The organism is Paenibacillus xylanexedens (assembly GCF_007676705.1).
In the GTDB taxonomy this organism is placed as follows: domain Bacteria; phylum Bacillota; class Bacilli; order Paenibacillales; family Paenibacillaceae; genus Paenibacillus; species Paenibacillus xylanexedens_C.
This window is the reverse complement of record NZ_VEBF01000005.1, coordinates 33,655-51,969: the sequence shown is the minus strand read 5'-3', so window position 1 is coordinate 51,969 and position 18,315 is coordinate 33,655. Positions and strand designations below refer to the sequence as shown.

Here is an 18,315-nt window from a genome sequence, read left to right as displayed (position 1 = left end):
CTAAATGTAACCGTAACCAATCCCCATTCAGTAGGTAACCTAAACAGAAGAAAGCGGTTCAAAATTTATATTGAAACGTTTCCAATTCGATGATATGATGATTTTCATAAAAGAGATTAAGTGGGGGGTTAAATGTCAAGTATTAAAGATGTAGCCACCTTAGCTGGTGTAGCTGTGGGGACTGTGTCCCGAGTCATTAACAATTCAGGCTCTGTTAAACCCTCAACACGCAGAAAAGTTGAGAAGGCTATACAAGAGTTGAATTATATCCCTAATGAGATTGCACGAAATTTCAAAATGCGGAAGTCCAAGATGGTAGCCCTATTGCTCCCAAGTATCTGGCATCCCTTTTTTTCTGAACTGGCTTATTACATCGAAGATGAGTTGGACAGGGAAGGTTTTAAGCTTATGCTGTGCAACAGCGGCGGCAAACCTGAAAAGGAAATGTATTATCTGGATATGCTTCAGCAAAATAAAGTGGCAGGTATTGTCGGCATTACGTACAACGATATCGAAAATTTCGTAAGCAATGACATTCCGATTGTCAGTATCGACAGGCACTTCAACAAGAAAATCACATGCGTTACTTCGGACAATTATGAAGGTGGACGTCTGGCGTTAAGGGAACTTGTCAAAGCGGGAGCCCAAAAACCGGCTTTTCTGGGAAGTGTCACATCCGTTTTCAGCGAAACTATGAATCGGAGAGAAGGTTTTATTCATGAAGCCAAAGCAATGGGAGTCGACTATGTTATATACGAAAAGCCAGACCCGGTTGTAGATGATGATGCCTATTTTGGCGAGTTTCTAAAAGATCATCGGGATGTGGACGGCATTTTTGCCATTACCGATATGTTCGCCGCCAAATATATTGAAAGGGCAGGCAGGCAGGGCATTCGCGTTCCGGAGGATGTAAAAGTCATCGGATATGACGGCATTCAGGATCATACTTATTTCCATCCGATATTGTCAACGATCAGACAACCTGTAGAGGAGATGGCTCGTACGACGATCAGACTGCTCTACAAAAAGATCGATGGCGAAACATTGGACAGTGAAGTTTATCGTCTTCCGGTCATATTTAGACAAGGCGAAACGACTTGATTATTCCTCGAAAAAAATAATATACCTTTTAATTATTACTAGAAAAACATCAGCTGTTACGGCTGTTTCACCGGTGGAATTACCGGATGACGTTTTTCTTATACTAAATTGGAAACGTTTCATTTTTTTTGGAAACGTTTCAAAAACAAAATACATTCTATGAAGAAAGGGAGTATGAGGATGAATTCAAGAGATTTCGGGGGAGATCCACCCCTGATCAAAGAAAATCGCAAAACTTGGAGTCGAGTCAAACGCGACTATGAACTGTATCTGTTCCTTCTACCGATCATTCTGGTTTACCTCCTGTTCAAGTACTATCCGATGTACGGAGTACAAATTGCATTTAAGGATTTTTCACCGAGCCAGGGAATTTGGGGCAGTGAATGGGTGGGGTTCCGGCATTTTGTTGATTTTTTCAATTCTTATAACTTTTGGGCGATCATAGAAAACACGGTAACACTTAGTTTTCTATCGCTTGTGTTCAGCTTCCCTGCCCCAATTATTATCGCAATCATGCTGAATCAGATGTTGGGCAAGCGATACAAGAAATTTATCCAGACGGTCATTTATGCACCGCACTTTATTTCTACTGTTGTCCTCGTCGGTATGCTCCATGTTTTTTTATCGCCAAACAGCGGGATCGTGAACCACATTATTACCTGGTTCGGTGGAGAACCCATTCTATTCATGGCTGACGAGGGATGGTTTCGTCCTTTGTACATTTTGTCAGGGATATGGCAAGAGACTGGTTTTGCCACGATTATTTACCTGGCTGCCCTTGCCGGGGTTAATCCCGAACTGCATGAAGCCGCGATTGTGGATGGAGCAAGTAAATGGAAGCGTGTATGGTACGTTGACATTCCGTCCATCTTGCCGACCATCGTTATCCTGCTAATTCTCGCACTCGGGAACGTCATGAGCATTGGTTTCGAGAAAGCATTTCTTATGCAAAGCGATCTGAACTATGCCACCTCGAATATTATTCCAACCTATGTATATGAATTGGGGATTCAGAAGGCGCAGTACAGCTTTTCTACCGCGGTCGGACTGTTTAACTCTGTCATCAATATCATCCTGATTGTCATCGTCAATCGGATCGCCAAAAAATTAACGGAAACCAGTTTGTGGTAGGAGGGATTCACTTTGAACCAATTTTTGAAGAGAAAAACCAGAGGGGACGCATGGTTTGACGCTATCAACTATTTTTCTTTGACCGTAGTTATGCTGATTGTTTTATTTCCGCTGTATTTTGTACTGATTGCTTCATTCAGTGATCCCAATCTGATTTATTCGGGGGAAGTATGGCTATTTCCAAAGGGCTTCACGCTCGATGGCTATGAACGAATATTCAGTGACTCTTCCATATGGATCGGATATGCCAACTCTTTGTTGTACGCGGGTTTAGGAACCTTGATCGGAGTAGGTGTTACCGTATTTGCAGCTTATCCGTTAGCTCGTAAGAATCTGGTTGGAAGATCCGCCATCATGTGGTTTTTACTAATCACCATGTTTTTTAGCGGCGGGTTGATCCCTACGTATTTGTTAATCAAGGATCTTCATATGCTAAATACGATTTGGGCACTTGTGATCCCCGGTGCTGGCGGCATCATGAATGTCATTATTGTAAGGACTTTTTTTCAGTCCTCCATCCCCGATGAAATGTGGGAAGCCGCTTCAATCGACGGTTGTTCAAATACCAGATTCTTTTGGAGTATTGTATTGCCTTTATCCAAGTCAATATTAGCCGTCATGGTGCTGTATCATGTCGTCGGGTTCTGGAATGGTTTCTTTGACGCTTTGATCTATTTAAACGACGAAAATAAATATCCGCTACAACTGGTGCTTCGCAATATTCTCGTCCAGAATCAGGTAAACTCCGGCATGATGGTAGATGTGGAATCCTATGCGGCGAAGATGCGCGTAACGGAACTGATCAAATACGGTGTCATCATGGTATCCAGTCTGCCGCTGCTGATTTTGTATCCTTTTCTGCAGAAATACTTTGTCAAAGGCGTAATGATCGGCTCGATCAAGGGATGATATTGTCATGGTACTTGAAAGGGGGGATGTGCAGCAGTTTCGATACATCAATACAGAGGTAGGTCAAAGAAAGGTATCTAGCTTGTGCAATGATCTAAAGGGAGGTTATGTACGATGAAATCTGTATTCAAAAGAGCGGGAATTCTTATGATGGCCGGAGCTTTTGCGCTGAGTGGATGTTCAGGAGACTCCAAGAACCAGTCGGAAAATTCCGATCAGGCTGCGAGTTTTAACAAAACGGGTCTTCCAATTGTGAATGAACCAGTATCGTTAAGGATGGTGTCCCCGAAAGCTGCTTTGGCACCGGAGTACTCGCAAATGGAAATTTTCAAGCAGCTGGAAGAGCAAACCAACGTTAAGATCGAGTGGGAGAACATCCCGGATACCGACTTTACCGAGAAGAAAAATTTGCTGCTGGCCAGCGGAGATTTACCTGACGCTTTTTATGGAGCCGGATTCTCGGATTACGAGCTGGTTAATTACGGCACAGACGGAACGATCCTTCCGCTGGAGGATTTAATCGATCAATATGCGCCTAATCTGAAAGCGCTTTTAGAACGCAGACCTGACATCAAATCCTCGATCACGGCACCGGATGGGCATATTTACGGACTGCCTTCTTGGGAAGAGAACAATCTTGGAACGAACCCCTTCTTTCACGTCATCAATAAAAAATGGCTCGACAAACTGGGCATGAAAATGCCGCAAACATTGGATGAATACACGGAAGCATTGGTTGCCTTTAAGACACAGGATCCAAATGGTAACGGCAAAGCCGATGAAATTCCGTTAAGCTTTATGCACATGCAGTGGTGTATGGATATTGCTGGCATATTCGGAGCTTTCGGACTTCCGGATAATATGGAACATCGGGTCGTGCGCGACGGAAAAGTGATCTTTACCGCTACGCAACCTGAATATAAGGAAGCATTGAACTATTTTCATGAAAAATGGTATAAGCAGGGCCTGATTGACCCTGAATCGTTCACCCAGGATGCCGCTCAGTATCTGGCCAAAGGGAAAACGACAATCGAAACGCTTGGCTCCTACATCTGGTGGGAAGCCGATGAGGTTGTCGGATCGGAGCGAAGCAAGGTTTATGCTTTACTGTCTCCGCTCAAAGGACCGAACGGGGATCAATTGATCGGTCGCGGTAATGGTGGCGGTCCAGGACGCGGCGCTTTCGTGATTACAAAAGAGAACCAGAATCCGGAAATCACAATGCGTTGGATCGATCAGCAGTATGAACCGTACATGGCTGCTCAAATCCACTGGGGTCCGCTGGATATCGTATTTAAGAAGGACGAGAATGGGAAGTTGGTAAACCTGCCGCTTCCTGAAGGAACTTCCGCAGGCGAATTCCGTCAAAAGGTGGCTCCAGGGGCAGGCGGACCTGGCGTTATTACCATCGAAGACTTGGGGAAAGTAGTTGATTTGGAGCCTAGAGCCCAACAGCGAGTTAAAGATTTGGAGAAATATTACGATCCCTATATGGAAGAGGAAAACTATCCGAGTATCTTCTTTGAGCCGGAGGAACTGGACAAAATCAATAGAATTGAGCCCGAATTGATTAAATATGTAAATACCCAACGAGGAAAATTCATTGTTGATGGCGACGTGAATGAACAGTGGGACAGCTATTTGAAGAACCTGGAGAAGATGGGATTGAACGAATTGATGGAGATCTATCAAAATGGGCTGGATCGTTATAACGCAAATTTAAACAAATAAATAATCAAACGTTGGGTGGGGAGAATCTGTGCTTGATGTAATAGCCGACGAGGGAGTATTGATAGACTTATAAGTTGCTGACTTTGCCAATGCTGGCGGTGCGTTATTAACAATACGGAAAGGGGCTCTTCAGTCTATGCCGACAACAGATGAAATTAATAAGATAATGCAGTTAAATAAACAGCATGTGGATGATGGATCTAGACCGGGATTTCATTTTTCGCCTCCATCTCATTGGATGAACGATCCGAACGGATTAGTCTATTACGAGGGAGAATATCATCTTTTTTATCAACATCATCCCTATAGCAATACATGGGGGCCAATGCACTGGGGCCATGCCGTAAGTCGAGATCTGATTCATTGGCAGCATGAACCTATCGCTCTATTCCCGGACGAACATGGAGCTATTTTTTCCGGATGCTGTGTGGTTGACTTTAACAACAGTAGTGGATTTTTCGAAGGTGCTCATGGATTGATTGCAATCTTTACCCATGCGGATACATGTCCAGAGACCGAACAGCCGCGCCAGCGGCAAAGCTTGGCTTACAGCAGTGATAATGGAAGGACCTGGCACAAATATAAGGGGAATCCGGTGCTTGCCGAACCTGCTCTGGCAGACTTCCGGGATCCGAAGGTGTTCTGGCATTCGCAAAGTGAGCGGTGGGTCATGACGATTGTCGCGGGAGATCATGTTCGGTTTTATGGATCGAAAAACTTGCGTGAATGGTCACTAACAGGGGAGTTCGGTCATGAGGAAGGCTCGCATGATGGCGTTTGGGAATGCCCGGATCTCTTTGAATTGTCAGTCGATAACAGTGGGCGTTCCAAATGGGTACTTGTCATTAGCATTGGGGATAACCCCTCCTGTCCGGAAGGATCACGCACGCAATATTTTATTGGAGAGTTTGACGGAAATACCTTCATCAACGACAACCCTGCCGATCATATCATGTGGCTGGACCACGGTCGGGACAACTATGCAGGGGTCACCTGGTCGGATATGCATGAACTAGACGGACGTCGCGTGATCATTGGCTGGATGAGCAACTGGAAATATGCCAACGAGACGCCTACGGGAGACTGGAGAGGTGCCATGACGCTGCCTCGTTTCTTGTCCTTAACCAATCGGGATGAGGGTATCGTGTTAACCCAAATGCCTGTCCAGGAAATAGAGCAGCTTCGAAAAGAATCGATAAGCTGGTCTGATACCACGGTTACTCCGGAGGTGCCGTTTAGGCTAAAGACAAAGGATGATCTCCTGGAGATCGAAGCGGATATCGATATTAGATCTGCGGGAGGGGTTCGTATCCAAATGCAATCGTCCGAGCAGAGTGAAACCATCATAGGATATGACCCTGGGCGCCAATGGCTATTCATTGACCGATCCAAATCGGGCATAACGGACTTCCATCCTTCGTTTGCATGTCAGCATGGAGTCAGGCTGGTTCCGGAAAACGGGAAAATTAAGCTACATATCTGGCTGGATCGCAATTCGGTTGAAGTGTATGCGAATGAAGGCCTGGTTGTGCTGACGGATCAAATTTTTCCGGATGCCCCGATGGATCATATTTCAATAAGTACGGAATCAGGGCAAGTTGTACTGAATTCGCTGTATGTCCATACACTTCAGTCCATCCATATTTCTAATAACAACACAACAAAGACATCCAGGAGGGATGAATCGTGAACGAAATACCCGACAATCAGGGTTTGATTATGTCTTGGGCCTTCGATGAAGGAACCGGAGCCAGCACGATGGAGAACGTCTCTCTAGATCGGGATGATATTCAGTACGTATTTAATCAAACGGAGTTTACCGAACCGTGCGATCCGCAGTGGAGACAGGGAGTTTTGGGAAGCGGCCTCCTGTTCGACGGTTACTCGACTAGCATTGCTCATACATTCAAAAAAGAGGGAGATTCGAACCGCGAGCCGGAATATCGGTCAGCGCTAAGTATCGGAGTATGGGTAGCGCCCCGCTCCTATGAATGGGGAGATGAAGGCAAGTTATCCGCCATTGTGAATCGCTACAACATGGATCGCAAGCAGGGTTATCTGCTTGGCATGTTTCGTCACGGCACCTGGTCCTTCCAAGTCGGTCTGGAAGGGGGGAGCTGGAAGGAAGTTTGGTCGTCGGACGGCCATGAACTGTCTAAGAATGAATGGTCTTACGTGAGTGCCGTGTTCGATGGGGACCAAGGGGAAATGAAGCTGTATTTGAATGGCAGCGAAATCGCTTCGGCCGTCTTGCCTCGTGGTTCCCGCTTGGCCGAGGCTGTGGACGAGGATCTGCTCATCGGCAAAAATAATCACGGCAGCCTGCTGGCGGGAGTATTCAGCCTGCACATGTTTAGCGGTATCATCGATGAGCTCAAGATTTATAATCGGCCTCTGAGCGCGGACGAGGTGGCCGCTTCCTATCGGCATGTGCTGGACACCGCCCATGGAGGAAGCCATCCGCAATTAACGTATGATGAGATCAACCTGGATCGGACGCCTCTGCTGCAGGATCGGCACAGACCACAATATCATGTCAGCCCGCCGGCCCATTGGATGAATGAACCCCACGCGCCGATCTATTTTGACGGACAATATCATTTATTTTATCAGCACAACCCGCTCGGACCTTTCTTTCATCAAATCCACTGGGGACATTGGGTAAGCAAGGACCTGGTACATTGGCGGGATCTTCCCGTGGCCCTAGCACCCGAAAAAGATCAACTCGCACCGGACGGGATTTGGTCGGGAAGCGCGACCTATGATGCAGAAGGCCTGCCTGTCTTGTTCTTTACGGCGGGAAATGACAGTGCTTCGCCGAATCAGAGCGTGGCGCTTGCCCGAAGCACCTATTCCAGAGATGGAGATCCGGATCTGGTTCAATGGGTCAAACATCCGGAGCCGTTGATTGTACAGAAGAAGGGCATGGGCGTATTCGGAGATTTCCGGGATCCATTCGTGTGGAAGGATGATGAAGGTTGGTTTGCCTTGGTCGGGTCCGGGATCGAAGGCGAAGGTGGAGCAGCGCTGGCATTTTCGTCCCAGGATATGCTGAATTGGACGTACAAAGGGCCATTATTTAAAGCGGAGATTCAGAAGTTCCCTTATCTTGGACCGATCTGGGAGCTGCCCGTGCTTCTTCCACTTGGCAGCGATAAACAGGGAGTGAACAAGCATCTTTTACTGGTCAGCCCTGTGGGACAAGGAGCGGATGTCGAGGTATTCTACTGGATTGGGCAGCTCGATAAACAAAATCTTTCGTTTATTCCAGATCAAGAGGAGCCGGAACTGATTGATGTCGGTGATTTCCATTTTACCGGCCCGAGCGGCATGGTGGACCCGAAGACCGGCAGAAAGATCATATTTACAATAGCCCAAGGCGACCGGACGTCTGAGCTTGAATATCAATCGGGCTGGGCTCATAACGGAGGCTTGCCTCTCAGCGTGTATTTGCGGGATGACGGACGGCTGGGAATCGAGCCGATTCAAGAGCTTCAATCCTTGCGTGGTGCCAAACGGCTAGCGCTCCGGGACAAATCATTGGCTGAGGCTAATGAACTGCTTCAGGAAGTTCAAGGCGACATGCTTGAGATTCAAGTGGAACTGGAGCCGGGCAGTGCCAGCCAACTCGGAATCAAAGTCCGGTGTACCCCGGATGGAGAAGAAGAAACGCTGCTATTTTATGATCTAAATGAAGCTAAGCTCTTGGTTGATCGGACGAAAACGACGCTGCATCCGGGAGAAAGGTGTAACGGGGTTCAGGGAGGTCAACTGGAGCTGCTGGGGGAGAATCTGAAGCTGCACATCTATTTGGACCGCTCCATGGTCGAAGCATATGCCAACGGATTGAAAAGTCTGACGACCCGGGTGTATCCGAGCCGTAAGGATGCTCTGGGACTTGAGATCTGGGGCGATGGGGAACCGCTGGTTAAGTCCATGGAAATATGGGATATGCAATCCATATGGTAACGTGAGCGCCTAGGCGCTCCTTACTATACCATATGGGTAATGTAACTAACACTTAAGCCACTTAGCACCCCTCGGGATGGAAACGCTTCATTCACGCCTCTCTTACTTCATGACTATGCATCCTTGTATACGGAGAGCCATTTCAAAATTACGTATGAATGTTTGCATGAATAAGAAATGACGAAGGAGGCTCGTAGATGAGAGAAGCCAAAAGAAACAAAGTATGGATCTCCAGAATGGTTATAGGGGTGATGGTTCTTCAGCTTGCAGCTCCCGGAATCTCGGTCGCAGCCGAATCCATGGCTGATGTTGAGGAAGCACTCAGTCTACAGGTGAACATGGGATTGTCGGTTACGGATTCGGTCTATCATATTCCCAAGGCTGACGAGGGGTTGTCAGTTACGGATACAGTCTATCAAATCCAAAATCCAAGCTTCGAAACTGGGGATATGTCAGGCTGGACGGTTGTCAGAGGTCAAGCGTTCGGTCAGGACAGCGTATCGAATGAAACAACCTGGTGGGCGGAACAAATCCCGTACAATCAGGAAGGTACTTATCATCTAAACGGCTGGAAGCATGACGAGGCTGCGACCGGTGTGCTTCGTTCCAGCACCTTCGAGCTGGGCGGCAGCGGCTGGATCAGCTTCAAGCTTGGCGGTGGCAAAAATCCAAACAAGGCATATGTAAATATCGTGGAAGCCCAGACGGGGCAGGTCATTGCCCGGTATGGCAATAGCGCCTTCGCTGACGTTGGCTTCCCGAATCCCGACCAGGGCTTGCGGCTTGCCAATATGGAGCAATATAAGGCGGATCTTTCCGAATATTTGGGCAAAAAGTTGTACGTGGAGATCGTCGATAATGCAACCACGGACTGGGGCGTGATCTTTGCGGATGCATTCTTCATGTATCATGAATCCGAGCCGGCTGAAGGAATTATCGCCACGGATATCAAGCCGGATTTCAAACGCTATCAAATTGAGAATCCCAGCTTTGAAACCGGGAACTTAACAGGCTGGACGGTTGTAGAAGGAGAAGCGTTTGGTCCGAACAGCGTGTCGGACGAAACCACCTATTGGGTTGAACAAATCCCGTATAACCAGGAAGGCACATATCATTTAAACGGATTGAAGTATAACGAGACTGCGACAGGTAAGCTTCGTTCCAGCACCTTCGAGCTGGGCGGAACAGGCTGGATTACCTTCAGACTGGGCGGAGGCAAGCATACGGATCAAGTGTATGTGAACGTCATCAATGCGGACACAGGTGAACTGATTGCCAGGTACGGCAACACCGAATTTAACGAGTCCGGGTTCCCGTATCCGGCACAGGGCCTGAGACTCGCGAATATGGAGCAATATAAAGCCGATCTCTCCAAGTATATCGGGAAGAAGCTGTATGTGGAGATCGTCGATAATGGGCACGCGGATTGGGGAGTAATCTTTGCGGACGCCTTCCACACCTTCAATGAACTCGTGCCGGAAGAAGGAGTCATGGCAGATAACATTATGCCGACTGAAATCCAGAATCCCAGCTTTGAAACCGGGAATTTAGAGAGCTGGACCGTTGAGGACAACGCTTTTCAAGTGAAGAATGATGCCCAAGCTGGTAAAGAAGGTAACTATTATGCCAAATCCTCCTTGGAAGGACAGGGCTCGATTACCTCCAATACCTTTACGCTTCGAGGGACCGGGACAATTAACTTCACTGTTTTAGACATCGTTAATCCACAGGAAGCCTACGTGGCATTATATGATGCCAGCACTAACACGTTGCTTGAGAAGACCGGGGATGTCAATGCGAATGAGAAGATTTCATGGAAAATGCAGAAGCACTACAATAAGAGACTTTATGTCAAAGTTATCGATCAATCCAATCAAGCACGTATATCCGTTGACGCTTTTCAAGCGAATAGTACGGGAACCATTTTCTACATGAATCTTGATGAAGGCGTAGGAAAAAAGGCGCTTGAGCAAGTAAGCAATCTTGAGCATGATGTAAACTACGTGTTTAATAATGCCAGATATATGGACTCCAAAGATCCAAGATGGACTCCGCGCGGAGTAAAAGGTGGCGCCTTGCTATTCGATGGATACTCAAATGATATCGAGGTCAACGCAAAGGATGCCGTGCCAGTAAGTGACGCGTTAACGCTTGAAGCATGGGTCGCTCCGCGCAGCTACGAATGGGGAGACGGAAACAAGCTGTCTGCTATCGTAAACCAGTCTGATCAGGATAAGACAGAAGGATTTGCTTTGGGGATGTACCGGCACGGCACATGGTCAATGCAGGTCGGAATTAGCGGACAGTGGATTCAGGTATGGGTCAAAGACCATCCACTCGAAAAATACAAATGGAATTACGTGGCAGCTACGTTCGACAAAAAGGACGGAATCATTAAATTATATTTAAATGGTCAGGAAGTAGCTTCTCAAGCAACCCCTGTCAACGTTCCGATTACACCTTCTACGGAAAAGCTGATAATCGGAAAAAACAATAGATCTGCAGAGTTTGCGGGATTATTCTCCTACAATATGTTCAGCGGACTTATCGATGAAGTGAAACTGCAGAACAAAGCGCTCACGGGTCAAGAGATCCTTGCTGAGTATGAGAATGTGAAGGCGCTTCACGGCGGTGCGGTTCCGGAAATTCCAAATGGTGACATTGACGAGGATCCTAGTGTGTTTGAGGGTGATCAGCACCGTCCGCAGTATCATGCGATGCCTCCTCAAAACTGGATGAATGAAGCGCATGCACCGATTTATTATAACGGCAAGTATCATTTATTCTATCAGCATAACCCGCAAGGTCCATTCTGGCATCAAATCCACTGGGGACATTGGGTGAGTGACGATATGGTGCATTGGGAAAATGTGAGGCCTGCACTTGCACCAGAAGCGGGAACTCTTGATCCGGACGGTGCATGGTCAGGTAGCGCAGCGTATGATCGTGAGGGCAATCCTGTTCTGTTCTATACCGCTGGAAATGACTCTTTGTCACCAAATCAAAGAACGGGCCTGGCGACTCCAGCTGATCTGTCGGACCCTAATTTGGAGCAATGGGTGAAATATCCTGAGCCGGTAACGGAGCAGAACGGCAATGGTATCCATAATGAGTTCCGTGATCCTTTTGTATGGTATGACCAAGAGACCGACAAGTGGTATCAGCTGGTGACATCCGGTCTTAAAGACTTCAGTAGTGGTACAGCACTGGTGTATGTGTCTGACGATATGTACAACTGGGAGTATAAGGGACCGTTGTATGTTAGTGATAGAAATCTTTATCCAGAGCTCGGTACGGTATGGGAACTGCCAGTATTACTGCCGCTAGGTGAGGATAGTGCAGGACAACAAAAATATATCTTTATGGTTAATCCCCATGAGAAGCCAGAGCATGTTCCTCCAGCTGACGATGTACAAAGAGATGTTGAAGTCTTTTACTGGATTGGAACCTGGGATAGAGATAACTTCAAGTTTATACCTGATCAGGACGCTCCCTCCAAAATGGATGTGGGGGATGGTTATTTGACCGCAGAGAGCGGAATGGTTACACCTGATGGAAGAACGGTCGTATACTCCATGGTGCAAAATGTGAGAACGCCGCAGGCTGAATATCAGGCTGGATGGGCTCATAATCTGGCACTGCCGATTTCCCTGAGCTTGGATGAGAATGATGAATTGCGCATTGAGCCTATTGAGGAATTGCAGAGTCTACGGGGAGATAAGGTGGTTGATTTCGCAGACAAAAATTTGGCTGCCGCCAATCAATTGATCCAAAATGTCAAGGGTGACATGCTGGAGATCGTGATGGAGATCGATCCAGGCGAAGCTCAGAAATTCGGTCTCAAGGTGCGACGCTCCGATAACGGCCAAGAGGAAACTCTGATCTACTACGATAAGACCGACCAGACATTCAATGTGGACCGAACTAAGAGCAGCATTGATCCGGATGTGCGCGTGGACGGCATTCAAGGAGGGTACGTAGATCTTGACGGGGAGAATTTAAAGCTGCATATCTTCCTCGATCGCTCGGTTGTTGAAGCCTTTGCCAATTACAAGAAAAAACTGACAACCCGCGTCTACGTAGGTAGATACGACTCCTTGGGCTTGCAGGTCTGGGGCGACAACGATATAACGGTCAAGTCGATGGAAGTATGGAATATGAATGCCTTGATGGGTGAACCGGCTGCTCCGGTCGATGTGCCTGACAACTGGGACAACTCCGTATACACCGATATTACGGACCTGCCTAACCATGATTTTGCCACAGGCGACTTAACAGGCTGGATTACAGAAGGAGACGCGTTCCAGAATGTCCATGTGACCGATGCCCAGTTTTTCTGGGACACGATTTATTTCAATCCGTCCCATAAAATTCCCGGAGGCTATCATTTGTGGGGCTTCAATGAGGAAGCCGGCGGTGACAGTTTAACGGGAACGCTTAAATCACAGAACTTCATCCTTGGCGGGAACGGTAAACTCAACTTCTTGGTCAGCGGCGGGCGTGATATCGATAAACTGTATGTTGCGCTGGTCCGGGCGTCGGACGGCAAAGAGCTATTTAAAGAGACTGCCACCAATTATGAGGAGTATCAACGGAAAATTTGGGATGCGTCGCAGTATATCGGCGAGGAGCTTTATATTAAGGTGGTTGACCAATCCACAGGTGGTTTTGGACATATTAACGTCGATGACTTCAATGTACCGGTTAAGGTGAATAACCCGACTACTCCAAAATACCTCGGCCAATCCAATCGATCCAGCCGGTCCTACCAGCCCTCCGAATAACTCTGTGGTCACCGCAAACAAACCGAGCAGTCAGAGCAGCTTGTCATTCGAAATGGAGAAGATCAACAGGTAAGCAAGAAGGGAGTATACAGCGTGACTCAAGCCAAGCAAGGGCAGCAATCTTATTTATATAAGGACCTTGTGAGAAGACTGTATGACTTTGAATCGCTGACGGTACCGCCGCAGGCCGGTGAGAAATCAGGATGCTTCTCAAGCTTTGACCGAAGTTCTGTTTATAATGCCGAGACCGGCTTATACGAGAATTGGGGAGCCAACAATGACGGAGGAGGCTTCATTCGTAAGGAAGGGGACAGCATCGTCGCTATGGAACTGGACGGTCCTGGCGTGATCTGGAGATTCTGGTCTGCGCTTCCGGAAGATGGAAATATCCGGATTTATATTGATCATGCCGATACCCCTGTGATCAATCAACCCTTCCGGGATTATTTTGAAAAATTCAACCGGGAAGGGCCCCCGGCCAATTTTCCGAATCTGTCGCCTACATTATCCCGCGGAAGAAACAGCTTCATTCCGATTCCCTTTCAAAAACATTGCAAGGTGCTGTTGGATAAAGGTTGGGGCGCTTATTATCACATCACTTATACTTCGTTCCCTTCCGAAGTCAAACTGCCGTCCTTTGATGGTAGAATCGACAAGGAGTCAGCTATTGCACTGGCCGAAGCGGATCGGGTATTACAGCAAAGAGGAATCGATTCTTTCTTGAATACGGAAGGGTCTTCCCTCGAGAACGTTACGGTATCCGTACCAGCAGGGGGCAAGGCGGTGCTTTTTGATAAGCAGGGGGCCGGCGCTATCTCCATGATCCGGATCAGGACTGACCTTGGACGAAAGAGCGAGGAACAGCAGCGGATCTTGGTTAGGCAATTGGCCATCTTAATGAAATGGGACAATGAAGTAGATCCCTCCGTATGGGCTCCACTGGGTGATTTTTTTGGAAGCGCTCCTGGCATCAAGCCGTACCGCTCTCTGCCTCTAGGTATGAATGAACATGAAATGTACAGTTACTGGTATATGCCGTTTTCGGAAGGCGCCAGGATCGAAATTGAAAATGATGGAACGCAGCCGTGTGAGATATCAGCTGATATCCGTTATTTTCCCTTAAGAGCATCTCATACTAACGATCTTCTGCGTTTTCATGCGAAATGGCACCGGGACGATTATCTGGATCTGGACATGGAGCGCTTCAAAGAAGGAGGGGATCGCTGGCCGGATTGGCCTCTGCTGCTGACGAAAGGCCGGGGAAGGTTCTGCGGCGTTCACCTTCACGTGTACAATACCTGGGAGAAACCCGATGAGGAAGCCGAAACCTGGTGGTATGGGCGTTGGGATCGAAAAACGATTGATTGGTGGTGGGGAGAAGGGGACGAGAAATTTTTCGTGGATGGCGAATCCTTTCCGTCCACTTTCGGAACGGGCAGCGAGGACTACATCGGCTATGCCTGGGCGGCTGAGCCTCCCTTCCCGATGTTTGACAGTGCTTTCGCCAGTCAGCCGTTTATCGAATTGGATGCGAACGGACATACCTCGGTTAGCCGATTTCATATTTGTGATAACATTCCCTTCATGAACTCCTTCGAGGGATTTATTGAGAAATATAAAGAGAATCAATGGGGCCCAAATAACCAATGTTTGTATGCCTCCACGGTTTATTGGTATCAGGAGCGGTGCACAAGCGATGATTATAGGCCTGTTTCGGTCAATGACCGCTTAGTTACTTTAAACACCAGGAGGGATAAAAGATGAAGGAATTTTTCTATCGGCCGGATAACGCATGGGTAGGAGACGTTATTCCATATTATGAAGACGGGGAGTTTAAGCTGTTCTATCTGCACGGATGGAGAGATAACTACCGGGAGGGCCTGGATCACGGCTGGTATCTTATTGGAACGAAGGATTTTGTGAATTATCGGGAAGAAGGAGCTTGCAAGATCGAAGGCGGCACCGGTCACGTTCTGAAAGTGGACGACATCTACCATATGTTCTATTGCATATTTCCTGAAGGCAAGCAGTGGGTATGCCATGCGATAAGTAGAGACTTCAAGACATGGGAGGCGATCCCTGAGGATACCTTTACCGCTGACGACCGCATATATGAGCTATCCGATTGGCGTGATCCCTTCGTATTCTGGAATGAAGAGGAAGGCCAGTACTGGATGTTGCTTGCAGCGATGGCAAAAGGGCCAACTAATCGAAAGGGATGCACCGCACTGCTATCATCCAAGGATCTTAAAGCTTGGGAGTACCGCGAGCCCCTGTACTCGCCAAATCTGCACGTGGGGGCACACGAATGTCCCGATTTGTTTCGGATCGGGGATTGGTGGTATTTGATCTACTCCTCTTATACCGGACGATTTGCGACTTTTTACCGGATGAGCCGTTCCCTGGAAGGCCCTTGGATTACTCCAAAGGAAGATGCCTTCGACGGTCGTGCCTACTATGCCGCCAAATCCGTTTCAGACGGTGAGAAGCGCTATCTGTTTGGATGGAATCCGACGAAGAATGACGATTTATTCGGCTGGAATCCGCCGAAGTCCCTTGGCAAGGATTACGACACTTGGGACTGGGGTGGGAATCTGATTGTTCATGAAATCGTTCAACGGGCGGATGGCACCCTTGGCGTAAAAGTACCGGAAACAGTTGATGCCGCTTTTGCCAAAACGCTGCCTGTTCAATTCAATGGTATTATTGGAGAGTGGGAGTTCGCAGACGGATCGATCTCTTGCGAGTCACCGTATAGGTTTGCCGGTTGTACAACTCCGGAAGATTTACCCGATCAATGTAAAATATCAGCTATTGTCTCATTCTCTGAACAAACTCAAGGTGTTGGGTTCATGCTCCGGACAAAAGACACTCTAGATGCGGCCTATTATGTCACGCTGGAACCACAGCGGAACCGCATTACCTTTCGGGGGGCGATTATGCAGTCGGAAGAAGGGGGAAAGACGTTCCCTTATGAGGTTGAGCTGGAACGCCCCGTTCAGCTTGTTCCCAATCGTTCTTATGAAATCAAAGTGTATATTGACGGATCGATATGCGAAATTTACGTGGACGATGAAATTGCGATGAGTGCCAGAATGTATGATATTCTTCAAGGGAAGCTAGGCTTGTTCGTCAGTCAAGGCAGTGCTCAACTCAGCAATGTGAAAATTGCGATCAGAGAATAATATAACTCTCTGAATGTTTCGTTTGAATTAGACAAGAGTTACAGTTCGATTATGGCGAATTGTGGTTTTGCAGAGCCGCGGTTCGCCCCCACCATATTAATCCACAACCGTAAGAGGTTGTGGATTTTTTACATTTTCAAAGTAAGAGCTCCACATGCTCATTGAAGCATGGTGTTTTAAGTTTACATTGCATTGTTTTAGTACTCTTTGAATAATAATTTCACTAAGGAGTGAACGAAAAGTAATGAAGCATAAGTGTTACAAAAGACAATAGTGATTGCATCCATGGTAACGTGGACAGCACAGAGTATAGTTGGAAAATTGATTGCCACTAAACAGTATGATTTGATAAACGAACAACTTTATGAGCTTCTAGACAGCCATGGTGTACTTCCTGAGCTTGTCCGGATCAATTGGAACTTGTCAAACGATCCAGAAAAACAAGGAATCTACTTAGAAAAGAATTACAAGTATAGTCCGATTACCGATCAGGCATATAAGTAATTATTCTGTACCTCCTTAATTCATAAAGCTACAGGCGGGTAAATCAGTGCGGTTTTGCAACACAAATATATTTTCAAAAGCGGAAACGTTATTTTAAATAGTTGTGGACATTGTTTTTAAAATCTCGCGGTGTCATTCCATAAATGGCTCGAAATACACGATTAAATGTACGTTGGCTATCAAAACCTGCGTTCACACATATCGTGGTTAAAGAAGCATCCGTTGTACGAATCAGCATGGAAGCATACTCTACCCGAAGCATGGAGAGATAGTTTCGAAGGTTTATTTTGATCTTATTGGAGAAGATACGAGAAATATAATATTTACTTACATTAAATTCGGCAGCGAGTGAATCCAACGTAATCGGTTCCGTAAAATGATTAGACAAATACTCCATTAATTTTTTGGACAAGTCTTGTATAGGAGAGCGCTGTATTTGTTTGAATTCAATCTCTCGTAATAAATGGGACATGATGATGTGGGTCCAGCCTAGTTTGATCGCATAATCATCTTCCCGCTTTATTCTTTCAAAAGCGCTAACGACGTCCTCATGGACAAAGGGTTGGGTAACGATTGGGTTCTCCGGGTGAAAGCGGGTGAGATCAGGAAACAGGCCACCAAAAATTTTGGGGTGAATAATCAATAATACTTCGTTGGTGGTAGGATACCCGCTTGTTTCATAACGATGAATTATATCTGGAAAGATCAGTGCCACATCACCCTTATGTAACTCGTACATTTTTTCGTTAATCTCAACCCGTTGAGACCCTGATAGCACGTATAGAATTTCTATGTAACCGTGCATATGTGCGGGGAAAGATATCTGCTTGGCATTTCGAATTACAGATAAATCATCTTTGCGAATCTCGTAAAATGGTAGCACCTTTCATGTCCTCCTTGTGCAATTTTTGGCTAGTTTCTAATGCTTTATGTCCACACTCTTGTCGATTGCCATGTTAAAATTCAAGAGTGTGGTGTTTATATAATTCATTAGAAATATT

10 protein-coding genes are annotated in these 18,315 nt (G+C 46.9%); 9 read left to right on the top strand and 1 reads right to left on the bottom strand.

The annotated features are described in order from the left end of the window. Window positions 1–132: 132 nt before the first annotated feature. From FS628_RS23090 to FS628_RS23045, 9 genes are all read left to right on the top strand, one after another. Window positions 133–1,101: a LacI family DNA-binding transcriptional regulator gene (locus FS628_RS23090; RefSeq protein ID WP_145325334.1), complete on the top strand. Its 969-nt coding sequence runs from the start codon at window positions 133–135 to the stop codon at window positions 1,099–1,101. A 180-nt stretch (window positions 1,102–1,281) separates the two neighbouring features. Next, window positions 1,282–2,232: an ABC transporter permease gene (locus FS628_RS23085; RefSeq protein WP_145325333.1), complete on the top strand. Its 951-nt coding sequence runs from the start codon at window positions 1,282–1,284 to the stop codon at window positions 2,230–2,232. A gap of 12 nt (window positions 2,233–2,244) precedes the next feature. Next, a complete protein-coding gene (locus FS628_RS23080; RefSeq protein ID WP_145325332.1) occupies window positions 2,245–3,141 on the top strand; it encodes a carbohydrate ABC transporter permease in 897 nt (298 codons plus the stop codon). A 114-nt stretch (window positions 3,142–3,255) separates the two neighbouring features. Then, on the top strand, window positions 3,256–4,872 hold the full coding sequence (locus FS628_RS23075; protein ID WP_145325331.1) for an ABC transporter substrate-binding protein: 1,617 nt from the start codon (window positions 3,256–3,258) through the stop codon (window positions 4,870–4,872). Between the two features lie 166 nt (window positions 4,873–5,038). Then, window positions 5,039–6,562, top strand: coding sequence for a glycoside hydrolase family 32 protein (locus FS628_RS23070; protein ID WP_260871170.1), 1,524 nt, complete (start codon window positions 5,039–5,041; stop codon window positions 6,560–6,562). Between the two features lie 29 nt (window positions 6,563–6,591). Continuing rightward, the gene (locus tag FS628_RS23065; protein ID WP_440131308.1) at window positions 6,592–8,841 is read left to right on the top strand and encodes a GH32 C-terminal domain-containing protein; all 2,250 of its coding nucleotides are present in this window, start codon (window positions 6,592–6,594) and stop codon (window positions 8,839–8,841) included. A gap of 197 nt (window positions 8,842–9,038) precedes the next feature. Further along, window positions 9,039–13,625: a GH32 C-terminal domain-containing protein gene (locus FS628_RS23055; protein WP_260871152.1), complete on the top strand. Its 4,587-nt coding sequence runs from the start codon at window positions 9,039–9,041 to the stop codon at window positions 13,623–13,625. Window positions 13,626–13,718: 93 nt separating this feature from the next. Further along, window positions 13,719–15,389: a glycoside hydrolase family 172 protein gene (locus FS628_RS23050; protein ID WP_145325328.1), complete on the top strand. Its 1,671-nt coding sequence runs from the start codon at window positions 13,719–13,721 to the stop codon at window positions 15,387–15,389. Further along, window positions 15,386–16,810: a glycoside hydrolase family 32 protein gene (locus FS628_RS23045; protein WP_145325327.1), complete on the top strand. Its 1,425-nt coding sequence runs from the start codon at window positions 15,386–15,388 to the stop codon at window positions 16,808–16,810. Before FS628_RS23050 ends, FS628_RS23045 begins: the two co-directional genes overlap by 4 nt. A 592-nt stretch (window positions 16,811–17,402) precedes the next feature. On the opposite strand, the gene FS628_RS23040 is transcribed toward FS628_RS23045, so the two are convergent. Continuing rightward, on the bottom strand, window positions 17,403–18,197 hold the full coding sequence (locus FS628_RS23040) for a helix-turn-helix transcriptional regulator (RefSeq protein ID WP_145325326.1): 795 nt from the start codon (window positions 18,195–18,197) through the stop codon (window positions 17,403–17,405). Window positions 18,198–18,315: the final 118 nt, after the last annotated feature.